The sequence below is a fragment of the Mesorhizobium sp. M0590 genome, assembly GCF_040320905.1.
Classification (GTDB): Bacteria; Pseudomonadota; Alphaproteobacteria; order Rhizobiales; family Rhizobiaceae; genus Mesorhizobium.
This window is the reverse complement of the sequence record NZ_JAMYQN010000029.1, coordinates 1-15,170: the sequence shown is the minus strand read 5'-3', so window position 1 is coordinate 15,170 and position 15,170 is coordinate 1. Positions and strand designations below refer to the sequence as shown.

11 protein-coding genes and 4 pseudogenes are annotated in these 15,170 nt (G+C 58.1%); 9 read left to right on the top strand and 6 right to left on the bottom strand.

Annotated features, from left to right (window positions below; genetic code table 11):
- Nucleotides 1-77 precede the first annotated feature (77 nt).
- Nucleotides 78-539 (bottom strand): annotated as a pseudogene (locus tag NKI52_RS30040) (AI-2E family transporter).
- Nucleotides 540-603: 64 nt separating this feature from the next.
- On the opposite strand from NKI52_RS30040, the pseudogene NKI52_RS30035 reads away from it, so the two are divergent.
- A pseudogene (locus tag NKI52_RS30035) lies at nt 604-904 on the top strand (site-specific integrase); the annotation flags it as partial.
- A gap of 37 nt (nt 905-941) precedes the next feature.
- Here NKI52_RS30035 and NKI52_RS30030 read toward each other — a convergent pair.
- Nucleotides 942-1,459: pseudogene (locus NKI52_RS30030) on the bottom strand (RES family NAD+ phosphorylase).
- Entirely contained in the window at nt 1,456-1,845 is a 390-nt protein-coding gene (locus NKI52_RS30025; protein ID WP_352700559.1) for an MbcA/ParS/Xre antitoxin family protein, read from the bottom strand. The pseudogene NKI52_RS30030 and the gene NKI52_RS30025 overlap by 4 nt, the downstream one beginning before the upstream one ends.
- 148 nt (nt 1,846-1,993) lie before the next feature.
- Here NKI52_RS30025 and NKI52_RS32820 point away from each other — a divergent pair, with 148 nt between their 5' ends.
- The 6 genes from NKI52_RS32820 to NKI52_RS29995 all read left to right on the top strand — a co-directional run bounded on the left by NKI52_RS32820 (nt 1,994) and on the right by NKI52_RS29995 (nt 6,921).
- Nucleotides 1,994-2,368 carry a recombinase family protein gene (locus NKI52_RS32820; RefSeq protein ID WP_502894685.1) on the top strand — a complete coding sequence of 125 codons (375 nt, stop codon included), beginning with the start codon at nt 1,994-1,996 and terminating at the stop codon, nt 2,366-2,368.
- A gap of 40 nt (nt 2,369-2,408) precedes the next feature.
- Nucleotides 2,409-3,083: a protein-L-isoaspartate(D-aspartate) O-methyltransferase gene (locus NKI52_RS30015; RefSeq protein ID WP_352700558.1), complete on the top strand. Its 675-nt coding sequence runs from the start codon at nt 2,409-2,411 to the stop codon at nt 3,081-3,083.
- A gap of 156 nt (nt 3,084-3,239) precedes the next feature.
- Nucleotides 3,240-3,362 carry a hypothetical protein gene (locus tag NKI52_RS30010; RefSeq protein WP_352700557.1) on the top strand — a complete coding sequence of 41 codons (123 nt, stop codon included), beginning with the start codon at nt 3,240-3,242 and terminating at the stop codon, nt 3,360-3,362.
- 11 nt (nt 3,363-3,373) lie between these two features.
- Nucleotides 3,374-3,718, top strand: coding sequence for a phosphoheptose isomerase family protein (locus NKI52_RS30005; protein WP_352700578.1), 345 nt, complete (start codon nt 3,374-3,376; stop codon nt 3,716-3,718).
- 801 nt (nt 3,719-4,519) lie between these two features.
- A complete protein-coding gene (locus NKI52_RS30000; protein WP_352700556.1) occupies nt 4,520-5,224 on the top strand; it encodes a Crp/Fnr family transcriptional regulator in 705 nt (234 codons plus the stop codon).
- A 944-nt stretch (nt 5,225-6,168) separates the two neighbouring features.
- Nucleotides 6,169-6,921 (top strand): LuxR C-terminal-related transcriptional regulator, encoded by a 753-nt coding sequence (locus NKI52_RS29995; RefSeq protein ID WP_352700555.1) that lies wholly within the window; start codon nt 6,169-6,171, stop codon nt 6,919-6,921.
- Nucleotides 6,922-7,904: 983 nt separating this feature from the next.
- Here the strand turns inward: NKI52_RS29995 and NKI52_RS29990 are convergent.
- The 3 genes and pseudogenes from NKI52_RS29990 to NKI52_RS29980 all read right to left on the bottom strand — a co-directional run bounded on the left by NKI52_RS29990 (nt 7,905) and on the right by NKI52_RS29980 (nt 9,724).
- Complete coding sequence (locus NKI52_RS29990) at nt 7,905-8,201, bottom strand: hypothetical protein (RefSeq protein ID WP_352700554.1); 297 nt, start codon at nt 8,199-8,201, stop codon at nt 7,905-7,907.
- A 204-nt stretch (nt 8,202-8,405) separates the two neighbouring features.
- Nucleotides 8,406-8,782, bottom strand: a pseudogene (locus NKI52_RS29985) (PIG-L deacetylase family protein); the annotation flags it as partial.
- A gap of 102 nt (nt 8,783-8,884) precedes the next feature.
- Nucleotides 8,885-9,724, bottom strand: a complete 840-nt coding sequence (locus tag NKI52_RS29980) for a LuxR C-terminal-related transcriptional regulator (RefSeq protein WP_352700553.1) — start codon at nt 9,722-9,724, stop codon at nt 8,885-8,887.
- 1,224 nt (nt 9,725-10,948) lie between these two features.
- Here NKI52_RS29980 and NKI52_RS29975 point away from each other — a divergent pair.
- The gene (locus NKI52_RS29975) at nt 10,949-13,021 is read left to right on the top strand and encodes a polysaccharide biosynthesis/export family protein (RefSeq protein WP_352700552.1); all 2,073 of its coding nucleotides are present in this window, start codon (nt 10,949-10,951) and stop codon (nt 13,019-13,021) included.
- 911 nt (nt 13,022-13,932) lie between these two features.
- On the top strand, nt 13,933-15,009 hold the full coding sequence (locus NKI52_RS29970) for a glycosyltransferase family 4 protein (RefSeq protein ID WP_352700551.1): 1,077 nt from the start codon (nt 13,933-13,935) through the stop codon (nt 15,007-15,009).
- Nucleotides 15,010-15,170: the final 161 nt, after the last annotated feature.

The window sequence follows — 15,170 nt, the reverse complement described above, 5'->3', positions numbered from 1 at the left end:
CATTGAGATGTCTGCCCAGAGGTTGTTCAGGTTTCGCGCTACCACTCGAAGGGCCAGCGCCCTTTTCGCGCCCTTGATCAATCCGTCGCGGACTGATGCGGTAGCTCACCAGGGCGCGTCGGCGCTGACTCGGGCTGATCAGTCAATCGGTTCTTCAGCACATCAATTAGGCTGATGGTGATGGCGATCACCGCGGGGCCGAGGACAAGGCCGGATGCTCCGAACAAGACAATGCCGCCGACCGAGCCGATAAAGGCCACGACCGTGTGGAGGCGCAACCTGTTCCCGACAAGCATCGGATAGAGCAGATTGTCGATGCCGCCGACAATGACGCCGCCTCAGACCGTCAATATCGCCGCGCTGGCCCAAGCCCCCTGCAGCGCGAGATAGACCGCTGCCGGCACCCAGATCACAAATGCCCCGAGCACAGGCACGATGGCAAGAAGTCCCATGACAAGGCCCCAAAAGACCGGGGTGGGCACGCCGAGCCACCAGAACATCAGGCCAGCCAATGTTCCCTGGACGGCGGCGACAAACACGGTTCCGAGCAGTGTTGCATGGGCGGTCTCAGCCACTCGTGGCCGGAACAGCTACGAAAACAGTTTGAAACGCGCCGGCACCACTGAAGGCGCCGTGTTTCGCGACCTCGACCGCTGGGGCAATCTCGAAGCGCGCGCCCTGACGCCGCAGGCCGTCAATCTGATCCTGAAGCGGCGCATCGCCGAGGCCGGGCTCGATCCGCAAGCCTTCTCCGCCACGGCCTAGCTCCGGCTATCTCACCGAAACCGCACGCCGCGGCATTCCGTTGCACGAAGCCATGCAGCAGTCGCAGCATCGCTCCGTCCAGCAGGCCTCGAACTACTACAATGACGCGGAACGCACGCTCGGGCGGGCGGCGCGGTAAATCGTCTGAGTCGCAGATCGATCCGACCCTTGCGGCGTCAGCTCCAGGACAATTGGTTCCGACGCAGCCGGCGTCCGGGATCGATCACCTTGACCTGGTGCGGGAGCACCTCGCCCCAGCTCCATAGCACGAGGTTCTGATCGGATGTGTCGGCACCTGGCGCGAAGCTTGGCACGAGAATGCCGAACTTGCCTTCAGCAACGAGGCGGTCATGGATGGTCCATGACGGCGGCCGTTTACATCCGCGAGAAAATTCATCCAGGCACAAGCTATATCTTCGAACCGGATCTCGGCGTCGGCCTGGCCTTGCGCCGTCCTCAGATCGACAATGTCATCGCAATCGATCTCGTATGAGCAGAGCACGCAGGGATCAATGCGATATGCAAAACCCTAATTGCCCTCCTTCACGGCCGTCATGATGTCGAGCGCCAGATAAAGCGTAGGCACACCTTTCGCGTTGAATCTGGCACCCCGAATAGCCGCTCCGTCCCCTGAGATCGGCTGGAAAAACCAACGCGGATCATGGGCGCGGTAGCAAATTCCGGCAAACCTCAAGCAAAGCCACCAACGGCGACATGATCCAGGTAGTCGCGAACCGCGCTGGCCTTGCCTTCCTTAACCAGAGCTTCCGCCGTCCGCCCGCCGAATGCCGGTATCGGCTGCGCCCGGTACCAGGCCATCGCCTGCTCTTTGCCTCCAGCCCAGTCGGTCACCCTGCTGATGATCTCAAGCATTTCACGAAGGCGACCTTGCGTCTTTGCAGCACGGCTACGCTCAACCCTATAGAAGGTTTCCCGTGCAAGACCCGCCGTTTCGGCAAGCTGACCTTTGGACATACCGAATCCATCCGCAACCTGAGCGACAGCGATCTTCCCAGCCCGATCCAGATAGGACAGCACCAACGGTTCGTTCTGAACTGGAACTTTCAACGCTTGGGTCAACCCTGTCTCCCTTGCCACATTCAGAAACAGATTTCTTGTGCACCAGATATGGCATTGCGCGACGGACTATAAGCCTCGGTCGGCTGATGGGACGTCTTGAGGCCTCACCAGACGCATTCATACGTTCGTTTTCTGGCACATTCCTTATGTGTATAAACACCCCAAAAAAGAGCCCTGTCAAAAACGACCGAATGCGCGCACAATCGCGAGTGCCCCCAGCTGCGGCCTCATTGGCGATGCCCGCGTCTCGACCGAGGACCAGGCGAGCGCCCAAGTCGACGAACACAAGGCGGCCGGCGGCCGCTTGGTCCATCAGGAGCACGGCTCCGGCGCCTCGCGCTCCCGGCCGGGGCTGGCGAAGCTGATGCGCGCCATAGCCGTGGGACACACCGCTATGGCGATATGGCGCCCAGAATCTCCAGGGTCGCCGCCGGCGATAGCCTGCCAAGACTGTCACCCACGCTTGCCCTGGACACCCGTAATGGAAACGACGGCGGGCGCTACCGTGACGAACAGGATATAAGGCTCTCTGGCAGCAAGCTGGTTGAGGAAGCCCCACCGTCATGAAGCCAATGAACGAAGAGCACCTAGCGGTCCTACGCAGGCACATGGTCGAGATGATTGCAATCCATACCGACCTTGCAAGCGAAGAACTCGGCAAGGCGGCGCTCGATGAGCGGGTGATGGCAGCGATGCGGCGAGTGCCGCGGCATCTCTTCGTGCCAGCCTCGGTTGCACCTTATGCATATCAGGACATGCCGCTGCCGATCGGCTTCGATAAAACCGTCTCGCAGCCTTTCATCGTCGCTCTCATGACCGATCTCCTTGCGCCGCAACCGCACGAGGCGGTGCTCGAGATTGGCACCGGCCTGGGCTATCAAACCGCAATCCTCGCGGAACTCGCCGGGCAAGTTTGGAGCGTCGAAATCATCGAGGAATTCGCAAGCCATGCCGAGGCTCTGCTGCAGGACCTCGGCTTATCCAATGTCGGCATTCGTGTCGGAGACGGGTCGCGCGGCTGGCCTGAGCACGCCCCATACGACAAGATCCTGGTCACCGTCGCAGCTGGGCGCGCGCCGCCGGCCTTGCTTGAGCAGCTCAAGCCGGGGGGACGGCTGGTTCTGCCTGTGGGACCTGAAGATGTGCAGTTGCTGACGGTCATCGACAAGGATTCGGCAGGGCAACTGAAGACTCGCAAACTCATCCCGGTTCGGTTCAGCCGGCTCGAAACGGTCTAATGAGGTGCGACAACTGGCGCGCCGCGCTTTTCCGACCTTCAATCAGATGCCAGGCTTCCGCGTTTCTTCGCCCTTGGTGAACGCGAAGAAACAACCCGTTGCAGACTTTCCAAATAGAAGGCAGGTTGTCTTCGTAAGTTTCATCGGAAATGGAAAATGACAAATCCAAGAACGGGCACACAAATTTTGCGGGCTGAAGCGGCAGCTATTGAAGCCGTGGAGCTAAACTCGGCCTTTGATGCCGCCATCAAAACCGTAGAAGCCTGCCAGGGAAAGTGAACATCACGGGCATGGGCAAGGCCGGATTTTCTGCTCATCGTTTTGCTGCGGTCCTCTGCTCGACTGGTACACCTGCGGCCTTTGTGCATCCGGGCGAGGCAGCACATGGCGACTTGGGTATAATTGGCCCTGAAGATTGCCTTTTTGCATTCCTCCACTTCTGGAAAGACCCGAGAGGTGGTGGAATGGTGGAGTTGTCCCGACATTTAGGCCCTCACAAGGTCGTTGCCGTCACGTCTCACCCAGAGTCTGACCTGCGACTTATCAGCGACATCATCATTGACATGGGTGAAATCACATGGGGCTCACGCCCAGTCCAATGTGGAGTCAATGTTCCGAGCCGATTGACACGTTGATGTCTATTCGCCGGCGTAGTCGGGATCGACGAAGCGATCCGTGATCAACCCTTCATGCCCAACTGGTGTTGCGCTCGTAACTATAGTGATGCGGTCCAAAAGACACTGCGAGCGCACGCGTCTAGCGACCTTCGCGAGAGTTCGTTGCCAAAGGTGCGGCTCTGACACATCATACTTCGGCGTCCTCCTGAATCGATCAAAAGCCACGGAACGCTAGAGTCGTGCAATCCTTCTCTGGCCCTCACAACCTGACCCGATCAACCTCCCCAGCCGCCTTCCCCGCCTTCCCCGCCGTCCGCCGGCTCCGCTCCCGCCGCTCCCGGAGCCGCACCGGAGCAGCGATAACCATTTCCGGTCGCGCCGATGGTCCGACTGCTGGTCAGCAATCTGCGCTTCAGCGCCGCGAAATCCGCTCGCCCACTTAGCAAGATGTGCCGGAGGACTGGGCCTCAAGACGAAAATCGGGCTGCTATTGGGATCGACGCGACATGGGATTCACTGTGCCGACTTATCCCGATGATCCGACACTTGACTTGGTCCGGCGAGAGCTAGGAAGCCGGTCGCAGGCCAGCAGCTGCTGAGCAATGATCTTACCACACTTCTGCGGGCCTTGGCGTGGATCGTCTCGCCGAAGCCGGAAGACTTAACTGCCTGATGATGCTTGCAATCCCTTGATCTCAAGGGAGTCTACCTCATTCAAACAGACGAGGACAGTAGGCAATCCTGCCTCTACCGTCGGTGGTCCTTCTGTCAAACTCGTGCGGGAGCAATTAGTGTAGGTTGTGCGGAAATTGAAGCAACATGCAAACACTGTTGCAGTTCATACACTCGCATCCCGTAGGGGGGACATTCTCGAAGGACGATTGGGGTAACAACGATTTTCTCGGTATTATCCCAAGAATTTACAAACCCCATTCGGTGATATGCCGCCAGGATGACAACAACGATGGGATATTCATCGTAAAATCCGGTTGGGCCCTACTTTACCGCGGACTACTGGGCGGAGAACGGCAGATCATCGACACTCCTCTGCCGGGGGACATTGTCGGGTTCCGTTCCGTAGACGGACCCCGTCTAGCGTCCCTGGCGTCCATAACCGAACTAGCTGCATATGAAATTTCCAGCAAGAAACTAGTAGAGGCCATCTTGTCGGAAGGCCGCCTTGGCAAGACTATCGCCTGCTCCCTGGCCCGCCTGAACGCCATCCTTGCCGAACACCTCATGAATGCCGGGCGGCGAAACGCGATGAGTCGCACCGCCCATTTCCTGCTCGAGTTGGAGGAGAGGCTCTCGATCGTTGGCCTGTCGGCCCATGGAAGATATGAGTGTCCCCTTACCCAGCACGAATTGGCCGACATCCTGGGAATGACCACCGTTCACCTCAATCGGACGTTGAGGGAACTCCGCAAGGCCGATCTCGTCGCTTTCAAGGCAGGCCGTGTAGAGGTGATCAACCGCAAGAAGCTGGTCAAAACAGCCGGATTCGACAGCGAGTACCTCAGGTAAAGGTTATTCCCCTCTAGCTCGGGTTCAATCGTCCCTAGCGGGGCTTTCGCGTCGCCCCCTGCGGCGCGGTGCGGGGCGCCAGTGCATGGGCCGTCAGCAAGATTTCTGCTGGACGACAGTGCGCCGTCGCTGGAGCAGTTCCACACGAGTTTTCCGGGCCGGTAGTGCGCGGCTTACCTGGCGGGGCCGCAGTCTATCTTGACGAGGGCAGCCGCAAAGGCCCGGTTACCATGACCGACGGCAAAATGGCCTATCACATGAGGAGAACGTGCTGCCGCAATACGTGCAAGCTGCCCATACATTGCGGCAGATACAGCCAAGTGTTCTCGGACTAAAACGCTGGGCCCCGGATGCCACGAACTGCGCCCTGGTCATGCCAATATCCACCTTCAGGAATTCTCTACAATCGCGAGGAACTACCGATCGTCCTCGAATGGCTGCTGGGATTGGGCTTGGCTAAGCGGTCCCATTCCTGAGAATGGCGTCTTCGCCAACCCGGTTAATCAACCTCCTAGAGGTATCCCCTTCCTTGGCATTCCTTGAGCGGTCGGATATCGTTTCACCGGTGGCACATGGCCACAGACATTGAATCTTGCCGGTCCCGCGCGTCACGATCGAACTCGCGGGACCTTCAGGGCGGGGTGACGCGGTCTCAACACGTGTCCTCTCAGGCGAGACCGTCGACGTGAAATTTCCCAAAAATTAACTTATGTTAGAGAACACTTATAAATAGACGATAGGCTGCACAAGCTGTTCTCGCTAGGGGGCGAAGAACTGCTGAAGGCGCCCGAGCTGGGTGAACCTCACGCTTTCACAGGGGCTGGGTATTCACACACGAGCGCATTCAAGACAGGGCTGGGTATTCAGACTTTCAGATTGCGAGAGAATGAGGGGAGTTTTGGCAGCCGCAACGCGGCTTGTGTGCGAAAAGATTGGGGATTGACATGGGTTCCGCAGCAGGACGGCATAATTACACTTCGGCCAATCGGTCAGGAGTCCTGTCCAGCGGAACGGAAAGCGTCCACGGCCAAGCAGGCAGGGGAAGCCTCCTCGTCCTGGACGGAAGGCCCCTAGACCGCGAGTGTCTCGCACTTGCCCTCGCGGACCACGAGCTCGGCATGGAAATCGCGGCCATGGGTTCAATCGATGAATGGCGCGTGAAGAAGGGCTCGGTCCCTCCCCTTGCAGCCATACTCTTGAACCTTGGCGGCCGGAAGGTCACCGATCATGGCATCGCAGACGAGATTAGGCATATTTCGTCCGAATTCAAATCAGTCCCTGTGGTTATCCTGGCCGACACCGAAGATCTTGCACACATACTGACCGCTCTCGAATGCGGCGCGCGCGGCTACATTCCGACCTCGGTCGGAATCGATGTCTGTGTCGAGGCTATAAACCTTGCGGCAGCGGGAGGCATCTTCGTCACTGCGAGCAGTGTCCTTTGCATGCGCCACCTGATAGGTTCGGACAGCCGCGACACGCAGCCTTTGAAAGGCATGTTCACGCTCAGGCAGGCCGAGGTCGCCCAGGCGCTCCGGCGCGGAAAAGCGAACAAGATCATCGCCTACGAACTGAACCTGCGCGAAAGCACCGTGAAGGTCCACATCCGAAACATCATGAAGAAGCTGAAGGCGACCAACCGCACGGAAGTCGCCTACAAGGTCAACGATCTCTTCGCGAGAAGGAACTCTTCCTGAAGCGTTCCCAAGCAATGTGACGGCCCGCCTCGGGTGAATCCCGCGGGCCGTCTTAGTGACAGTCGCGGGATCTCCGTTGCATTGAATGGTATCTGGAAGTCGCCCGAGATACAGGGCGCCCCGGTGCGGATTCGTTGCCCCGAGCTTCCTGATAGCATGCTGTAGGGGGATTTTGGCGGGGCGCTCCGAAGCCCCGGCTTCGTCGCGATGATCTTGTTCTGCAGTCCTCTGGAAAGCTGTTCCAAGGGGCGCAGTATCGGCAGTGTGTCCGCCTCGGGCCTCCACCATAGATGCTATCCGAGACCCTACAGGGAAGGCGTAAATCCTCAGCCGAGCATGTAGACCTTGCTGCCGGAATGGAGGGGTCCGCATGTCTGAGCAAAGCCTTCGTTTGCCCAAATCCGTCCCCCTGCAGGAAGGCGGCCGTGAACTGATCCCGGGCAGGCAGCCACACGTCCACGAAAGGCGAGAACCAGTGTCCCGTCCTCGCGCCGAGCTTCCTCGAGCGCGGTTTGGAGTGCCATGTCTGGGACGCCGACAGGAACAAGTGCGTCCAATACAGATGCTCCCCGGGTGCGGCCGCAGAAGCTCTCTGCGCTCGACCCCACGGCAAGCCGGCGTAGACATACCGTCCCCTGTTCCTGCAGGATGTTCAGGCGTGGAGTGCTCATGCCGCTCTCGTCGTCAGCTACACCGCGCCGAGGCGGCTGTCAGGAAGAAGATATAGGCCGCCGACGGTGCACTGCCGGTGATAGCACGCCTCACTTCGGTTGCGGACCAATAAGGTGACGGCCGTCTGACAAACGGGTCTAAGTCCCGCCAGCGCGGGGTAGATATCAGACATGGGCCGAAAGACTTCGCCGGCACCTGCATCGGCACGCAAGCCTAGAAGCTTCCAGCCGACAGGAAACTTGCCTCGCGGACGACCGATTGAGAAGGGAATGCGCGACTTCCGCCAAGCCGGAAGCTGACCGCAAATCGGGTTAACTTTCTGCCGCTGAGTCCGCCGATCCATCTGCAGTGTCAGGGAAAGTGTGGCTGGCCACCCATCTTATGGCTTCTTCGATCGTATCGAAATTCCTGTGCTGCCCGCTCAGCAGCCCGAAGCCTGTCTCGAGGAACCATTTGCCCTTCGTGGAGTAGGCTTCCTCGTCGATCTGAGTAAGGACCGCGACCAGTTGATCCCATTTCCACACCAGAACCCCGGATTCTCCGCCCTCGACCGTTCCGATCCGCGCTTTTTTGAACGAAAATCCAGGAGCTATTTTTGCCTTGCCCACTTTGATACATCCCTCAACTTCAAAATGGAAAGTAGAAACGATCGGCTTGCATCGCTAGTTCTGTACTATCTTTGCTTGTAGATGTCTTTTTGCCGGACCGCTGTAGAATAACTAGTTAAGCAGATCGCACGGTGAGTTCAAGGCCCACTCCATTTTTCGATGGTCGCCCCGTAAGTTTTTTTGCGAGAGAATGTTCGCAAACTGCTAAAGAATTTTGCCCTTCCGGAGCGTGAAAGCCTCGGCGAAATGCTCGGGTGCCCGGCATTCCATCCAGCGCAACCTCGCAAGCCCAGCGAGTGTCTGGCGGTCGAACCAGTCCTTGGAGCGCCGCGTTCCGAAGTGCTTGTCGAGGAGCTCGATCTTGCGTTCCAGCACGTCGGCCGTGAGCGGCACGTAGGCATTGGGGTGCCAAAGGTCGCCGTCCCATTTCGGGGTGGCATTCGAGCACCAGATGATCGCGGAAGACGTTCCAGGTCAGTTGGTTGAACCTCCCGGTGGTCCTGATGGGCCCGGTGGTCCTGATGGGCGTCGAACCTGGCCTGGATTAACACCACGTCGCTATGAAGCCGTGATCTGTCTGCGAAATCCGCGACGGCAATCACTAAAGGCCGGGTTGTGGTCCCGTTGGTGGGTCCACCTCAGCGCCCCATTTCGATCCGTCGCTGTCAAGACCCGGAGGCGGTTCACACCGGATGAGTGTTCTTGAGGAGGTGGTACTCCTTTTGTCCTTCAAGTAGCTCTTGCGGATGGTGAGAAGGCTGAGTAGCCGTGTTTTCGGTCCCTGACGGACCTTTGCCAGGAGCGGAAGTGAGCATACCATGGTTCATCGCCCAAACTGCAGCCTGGGTACGGTTGCCGACCCGAATCTTTCGAAGGATGGCCTTCACGTGTACCTTCACCGTCGCTTCGGCGATGTTAATCTTGCGCGCGATTGTCTTGTTAGATTCCCCTCCGATCAGGCAACGTATAATACAATCTTCCCGAGCTGACAGCATTGATGGTTTTCGATCAGCGTTCTCCATTGTAACAGCCACATTTGTAAACTCATGTACTGCTATTTCATCATATTTCAAACCATGTCTTATGTCCTGAATAAACGTCGAAGTTTCCGCAGGTAGAACCGTCTGCCCTAGCATAACCAATTCGAGAGCTTTGATGAAGGTGTCGTGAGCGGCAACTTTTGTCAAATACGCGTCAGCTCCCGCACGAAGGGCTGAAACTATGTCGTTCGGTCGACAGTGATCGGCTAGCGCAACGACATGGCTGGTCGGATAAATCCCTTTAAATTCTGAAATTTGCGCGAATCCAGCATCTGCATCAATACCGTCGACATCCATGATGAGCAAGATGGACCGGTGCTTGGGCAGCGGCTTCTGCAGCAGGTCGTGAACACAAGCCGCAGAGAAAAGAATGCGAAACTTTGCTGCATCCAGAATTAGAACAAGGCCCTCTCGGAGTAACTCGCTTTGGCTGACAAGCACTGTCATAAAAGACTTTGTGATCATCAAGGATTTCGTTGTCATCGTAGCCTCCCCTGACGCGATTGAGGTACGCGCGTCTCGCAAGGCGCTCCTCGCATAGTTTCTTTTTTGACCGTGTTACCTTACGCTAGGAAAACCCTAGACAAGAACACCCTCTTTAGGCGTAGGGTAACTTCGTCGATGGGTACCCCGGATTTTCAAGCCCGAGGCCTTAGTGAGGAGTGCGAGCCCTGGGTTTCAGCCGCTCCGGGCGGCAGCCAGCACCATCGTGGCGCCACATGCGCGGACCGCGAGAGTTGCCGGACTTGGTCTCCCGTGGGGCGTGGGTGGTGCCGCCGGTCTGGCGCGGGGCGGCGCGGCCTGTCAGGCGGGAGAACCGCGGGCCCAGGGGGCCGCGCCGCGACCAGCCGCCATTTTGGGATGACGGCGCAGGCCGAGGAGAAGGCGATCTTGGCGCGGCGCGCGCTGATCCTGACTAGCGCCCGAGCTTCACCAGCTTGAGGAGCAACGTGCCACAGCTGGCGTGGCGACTGGGTGTGGGCCAGCGCGATGAGCCGCAGCGCGCACAACAGCACGGATACCTTCCGGGCATCGAAATGGGCGATGGTCTGCCTTCCTTGCGTTGCACCTGCAGCGAGCAATAGAGGAGTTGCCTGCCGCGGCCCCTGGGGCGGCCCATATCGGGGCAGCGCTGCCGGGGAAGTCCCGTGGCTGAGGCCGAAATTCGAGCCTGGTGAGATCCGGCGAGAGAAATGATGAGGCGGGCCAGTTCTGCTATTGCTACCTCGATAGGGTTGCCAAGATTGCGGCTTCGTCGAGGTCGCCTCTTCATTCATCAGGCGAGTCAAGCCGTCGATCAGGTCATCGACATAGCAGAATGATCGGGTTTGCGGCTAGGAGTCTGAGGTCGTGACTGGCTCGTTCTCCAGGGCCTGGACGACGAAGTTGGAGACGGCCCAGCCATTCTGCGAACGCATGTTGGGGCCGCAGAGGGTTCGAGACGCTGCGTCGGACCACTATTTCCGGCTCTTCGTTGCGTTCGATCGCCTTTGTCCCGTTTGCCATCAAAGAGGTTCTCCTTCAGCGCAGCAATCTGCTCATTGGACGGGTTCGCCGGAGGGGGTGTTTATCCGGAAGGAGTGCCTACAAAGGGATAGTTGTGCCGCTGGCGGTGAAGGGTCACGATAAGGCAGAGCCTTCCTCGTCGACCGATGCTCGCCAGTTCGGGACGGGCTGGCCACCCAATAAAAGTGAAAGCCACGCGCCATGGTCATGGATGCAAAACACAATTCCGAGCCCGTCACTCCCTCGTCACAGGCGGCCCGCCGCAGGGGAATGAAGGCCGTCCTGCTTGTCTTGGGGGTCTCCGGGGTCGCCGTCCTGGGAGCGGGAGCAGTCAGAAACTGGGAACCCATCAACTGGGAACCCATCGAGGTTGTTTCCAGAGCCGTGGCGCAGAAGGTCGAGGCTGCCTCGGGAGCCGTGGCGCAGAAGGTCGAGGATGTCTCCGGAACCGTGATGCGGAAGGTCGAGGATGCCTCCGGAACCGTGATACAGAAGGTCGAAGATGCCTCCGCAGTCATGGTACAGAAGGTCGAAGATGCCTCCGCAGCCATGGTGCAGAAGGTCGAAGATGCCTCCGCAGCCATGGTGCAGAAGGTCGAGGCTGCCTCCGCAGTCGTGGCGCAGAAGGTCGAGGCTGTCTCCGCAGCCGTGGCGCAGAAGGTCGAGGATGTCTCCGGAACCGTGGTGCAGGGGGTCCAGGATGTCTCCGGAGCCGTGGCGCAGAAGGTGTCTGCTGCTATCGATAGCTGGCAAGAACAACCGGTTCAAGCCATGGCCGAACCCTCCCGTGCGATCGTGTCGGGACCGGATGCGTCGGCCGCGACGTTCGTCGAACGGAGCGCCGTCCCTGCGGTCCCCACTAGTGCCGAGCCCCCCAAAATCCTCAGCACGGGACCGGATGCATCGGCCGCGGCGTTGGTCGAGCGGACCGTCGTCCCTGCCGTCCCCACCAGTGCCGAGCGCCCCAAAACCCTCAGCAACGCGCCAGGCATGCCAACCGGAGCCCTGTTCGGCGTCGGCGACCGCCTCAAGGTCGCATTCTACGAGCGCGTCGACGTCGAGGAAGACAAGTGGGGGGGCGCGTCCTCGGCCTTGCACGGCATCCTGCAGCGTCCGGAACTGAGCGGCGAATATATTGTCCAAGAGGACGGCACGATTTCCCTGCCCTTGCTTGGCTCCATTCCGGTCGCCAACCGGTCAACGCAACAGGTACAGGCCGACCTGGTGGAAACCTTCGATCAACTGCTGGGCCGCAAGGGGCTGGTCAACATCCTGCCGCTGGAGCGCCCGCCCATTTACGTGCTGGGGCCGGTCAAGAATCCAGGCTCGTTCAAGTACGCGCCCGGCATGACGGTCCTCCACGCGATCGCCCTGGCCGGCGGACTCGACCGGGCCGAGAGCGAGCCGTGGCAGAAGATCGAAGCCGTGCGTGAGACCCAGAAGCGGAGCGGGGCGATCGATGCCTTGTTGAAATTGCTCGCGCGCGCGGCAGTGCTGAAGGCCGAGCGCGACGGTACAGCACCCACTATCCCGCGCCAGTTGCTTGAACTGGCCGGCGCGACCGAAGCGGCTAACCTCGTCAACGAGCAGAGCGAGCGGCGCAAGGCCGTCGCCACGGCGCACAAGGATCGCGAGCGCGCGAACCTGCGGGCGCTGGAGGCGGCCAGGCAGGATGTTGTCGCTTATGGACGCACGGAGTCGCTCGACAAACTCGTCAAGCTGCGCCAGGAGCGCGTCAACAGCATGCGCACGCTCGTGGACCGCAAAGTGCTCAGCATGGCGGTGATGGATCAGATCCAGAGTGAGTTGTCCGACGCGGAACAGCGTCGGCAGGATGCCCTCAACCAATACGCGAGCGCCAATCAGCGCCTCGCTTCGCTGGAATCTGAGGTGTTGCGGACCCGGGCCGACCTCAGGAACGATCTGGAGGTCGAGATCGAGACCACGGAGAGCCAGATCGCGGCCAATGTGCGCGAGTTTAACGTCAGCGAAGGCGTCCTGTACACGTTGCCGGTGACCCGCGTCCAGTTTGCCAAGGACGCGAACAGCGCAACCTATCAAATCGTGCGGCAATCGGCAGCGGGGCCGGTCAGCATTGAGTCCGTCGGGATGACCCTGTTGCAGCCAGGTGACCTCGTCAACATCATCGTGGGCGAAAACGGGCCAAGCGAGCCGGCCGGTTCGCCGGTCCCGACCTCGTCGCCGACCAGCGAGAGCTTGCCGGCCGCATCCAACTCCAACGATGTCGAGCTCTCCCGCGTCGTGAGGGAGTAGAGGGTGGGTCCGAATTGATGCCCGGCAAGGAGATTGGTGAATGGGCTTCATCTACATGGATAACTCCGTTGGGACCCAACCAGGAATGAGGAGGACTAGGGATGAGGAGGTTCCCATCGGAGGACCTCGTGAACAAGCATGTCCGCTTCCGCAGAGGGATTCGGAGCACTGGCACGAGCGCAGTCAGATGAATTCGAACGGGACAACGGTGCCCATCAAGCGGCATTGGTCAAAGATTCTGAAATTGTATCGCGACTCGCGGACGCCTGAGAACTTATTGCTCATCTCAGATCGAGAAAGGTCTGGCGGCTTAGCTGATGAATGCTGATCAAAGCGCTCGGATGCCTTCAACGCACGATTGTCCGCTAACGACCGGGCAAGGAACGCTCGGCCTTTCAACTACCGCCAAATTCCTGCGGATTGCGGTGAGTGCAAATGCCGTCTTCGAGCTAAATTCCGGTGCTATAGCGACCGGAAATTGTACTAACGCCGCTTTGGGGTTCCTATACTGGTGGTTGACCGCACGTTCGCTTTCGGCTGAGGCGACTGGCTCGGCGTCGGCTCTTATTGGTGCTATTGGCTCAACTGGGGGAGTTCGGGCTCGGCACCCTGCTGCTCGGCGAAACGCGGCGCATCCAGGGCGCGTGCATGGCCTCATTATGCTTTGGGTCAGTTATTGTCTTCTGGCGAGTTCGCTCTCACTGCTCGGTCGGTTCTTCTCCGAGAGTTCGTTTGCAGGACCACTGTTCGTCGGTGGCTGTGCGATCACCGCCATCGCCATGTGCTCGATCAAGCGTGGATCGGACTCCTCAGAAGCAGGCTGCAGATGTACCGAACCTTGGTCTTCGCGATCGTCAAGCCGCGGCGGATAAGCAGCGCGCCAAATCTGTTTCAAGAAATTGAGGAACACTATGGAAAAAACCGTTCTGTATATAACCTGTTCGAAAAGCACCAAATACGGAGGAGGAGAACATTTTTTTCTTGAGACGGCCCGCCAATGCCGCCAGTTGGGTTACAGGACTGTTGTGCAATATCAGGACCTGCCTAGAAGCAGCGCCTATTTATACGATCTAAAGGATCTGGACGTTGACATTGTCACGGTAACATTGAAATGGAATCCTCTGAAAATCTTAAAACTAATTTTCACTGCGAAGCCAGACATTATTCATGTAAATTTTGCGAATTCAGCTCTTCTATTAGAAATTGCAATTATTGCCAGGCTGTTGAGAGTTAATAAGTTAATTGATACTGAGCATTGCGTGTCAAGTCCCATAATGAGAAGATATGTTCTAAGCCTTTACGATAAGGTTATCTGTGTTTCGAATGAAATACGAAATATAATGAGCTATTCTGGTGTTAGCAGTAATTTATCGACATTATCTCACGGTGCGTTTTTAAATTCAGCAAACTCAGCGCAATTAAGAGTCAAATTCAGAGGTGAGTTTCGAATTTCTGGCCAGGAGAAAGTCCTTGCGTGTATCGCCTTCGATTCTCCAGTCAAAGGCTTAGATATCTTGCTAAAGTCCTTTCAGAAAGTACACGGAGATTGCCCTGAGGTACGCTTGATCATTATCGGTGTAGATTCTGAGACATCGAAATTGCCGGCTTTGGCAAGGGATTTAGGAATAGCCTACCATGTTCATTGGGCGGGCATTCGGGACGAAGGCTGGAAGGTTTTAACTGCAGCCGATGTCTATGTTCAGTCCTCTCGATCGGAAGGGGGTCCGATAGCTGTAATGGAGGCGATGGCATTGAAGTTGCCCATCGTGACGACTCGAGTAGGACTTATGTCTGATGGAGAAGCTGGCGAAGCTGGCGTCTTATGTACACCCGATGATGTGGACAGCTTAACCAAAGCAATCCGGGACATGCTCAGGCAACCAGAGGCTTGGAAGAGGATGGGAGAGGCAGGCTATAGGCGTTATAAGGAAATGTTCCAGGGTGAAAAGTTAGTAGAGACGCTAGTTCATGATTATTACTTGGCATGATCTTGTTGCCCTTTCCTGCGCTCGGCAGTGCTGTTGTGCATCTCGAAATCGTTGACGAAACTTAGTAGATCTAACGATTGGTACCCGATCGTAAGCGCGGCCACATCGCGAGCGCCTCCGTCTTCCTATCGGAAGAAATGTCTGACGCCATCTTGCCGCAA

What these genes read in the sequence shown, in the direction of transcription:
- NKI52_RS30015 (WP_352700558.1), top strand. Translation starts at nt 2,409, where the DNA reads ATGAAGCCAATGAACGAAGAGCACCTAGCGGTCCTACGCAGGCACATG.
- NKI52_RS30010 (WP_352700557.1), top strand. Translation starts at nt 3,240, where the DNA reads ATGACAAATCCAAGAACGGGCACACAAATTTTGCGGGCTGAAGCGGCA.
- NKI52_RS30005 (WP_352700578.1), top strand. Translation starts at nt 3,374, where the DNA reads ATGGGCAAGGCCGGATTTTCTGCTCATCGTTTTGCTGCGGTCCTCTGC.
- NKI52_RS30000 (WP_352700556.1), top strand. Translation starts at nt 4,520, where the DNA reads ATGCAAACACTGTTGCAGTTCATACACTCGCATCCCGTAGGGGGGACA.
- NKI52_RS29995 (WP_352700555.1), top strand. Translation starts at nt 6,169, where the DNA reads ATGGGTTCCGCAGCAGGACGGCATAATTACACTTCGGCCAATCGGTCA.
- NKI52_RS29980 (WP_352700553.1), bottom strand. Translation starts at nt 9,724, where the DNA reads ATGACAACGAAATCCTTGATGATCACAAAGTCTTTTATGACAGTGCTT.
- NKI52_RS29975 (WP_352700552.1), top strand. Translation starts at nt 10,949, where the DNA reads ATGGTCATGGATGCAAAACACAATTCCGAGCCCGTCACTCCCTCGTCA.
- NKI52_RS29970 (WP_352700551.1), top strand. Translation starts at nt 13,933, where the DNA reads ATGGAAAAAACCGTTCTGTATATAACCTGTTCGAAAAGCACCAAATAC.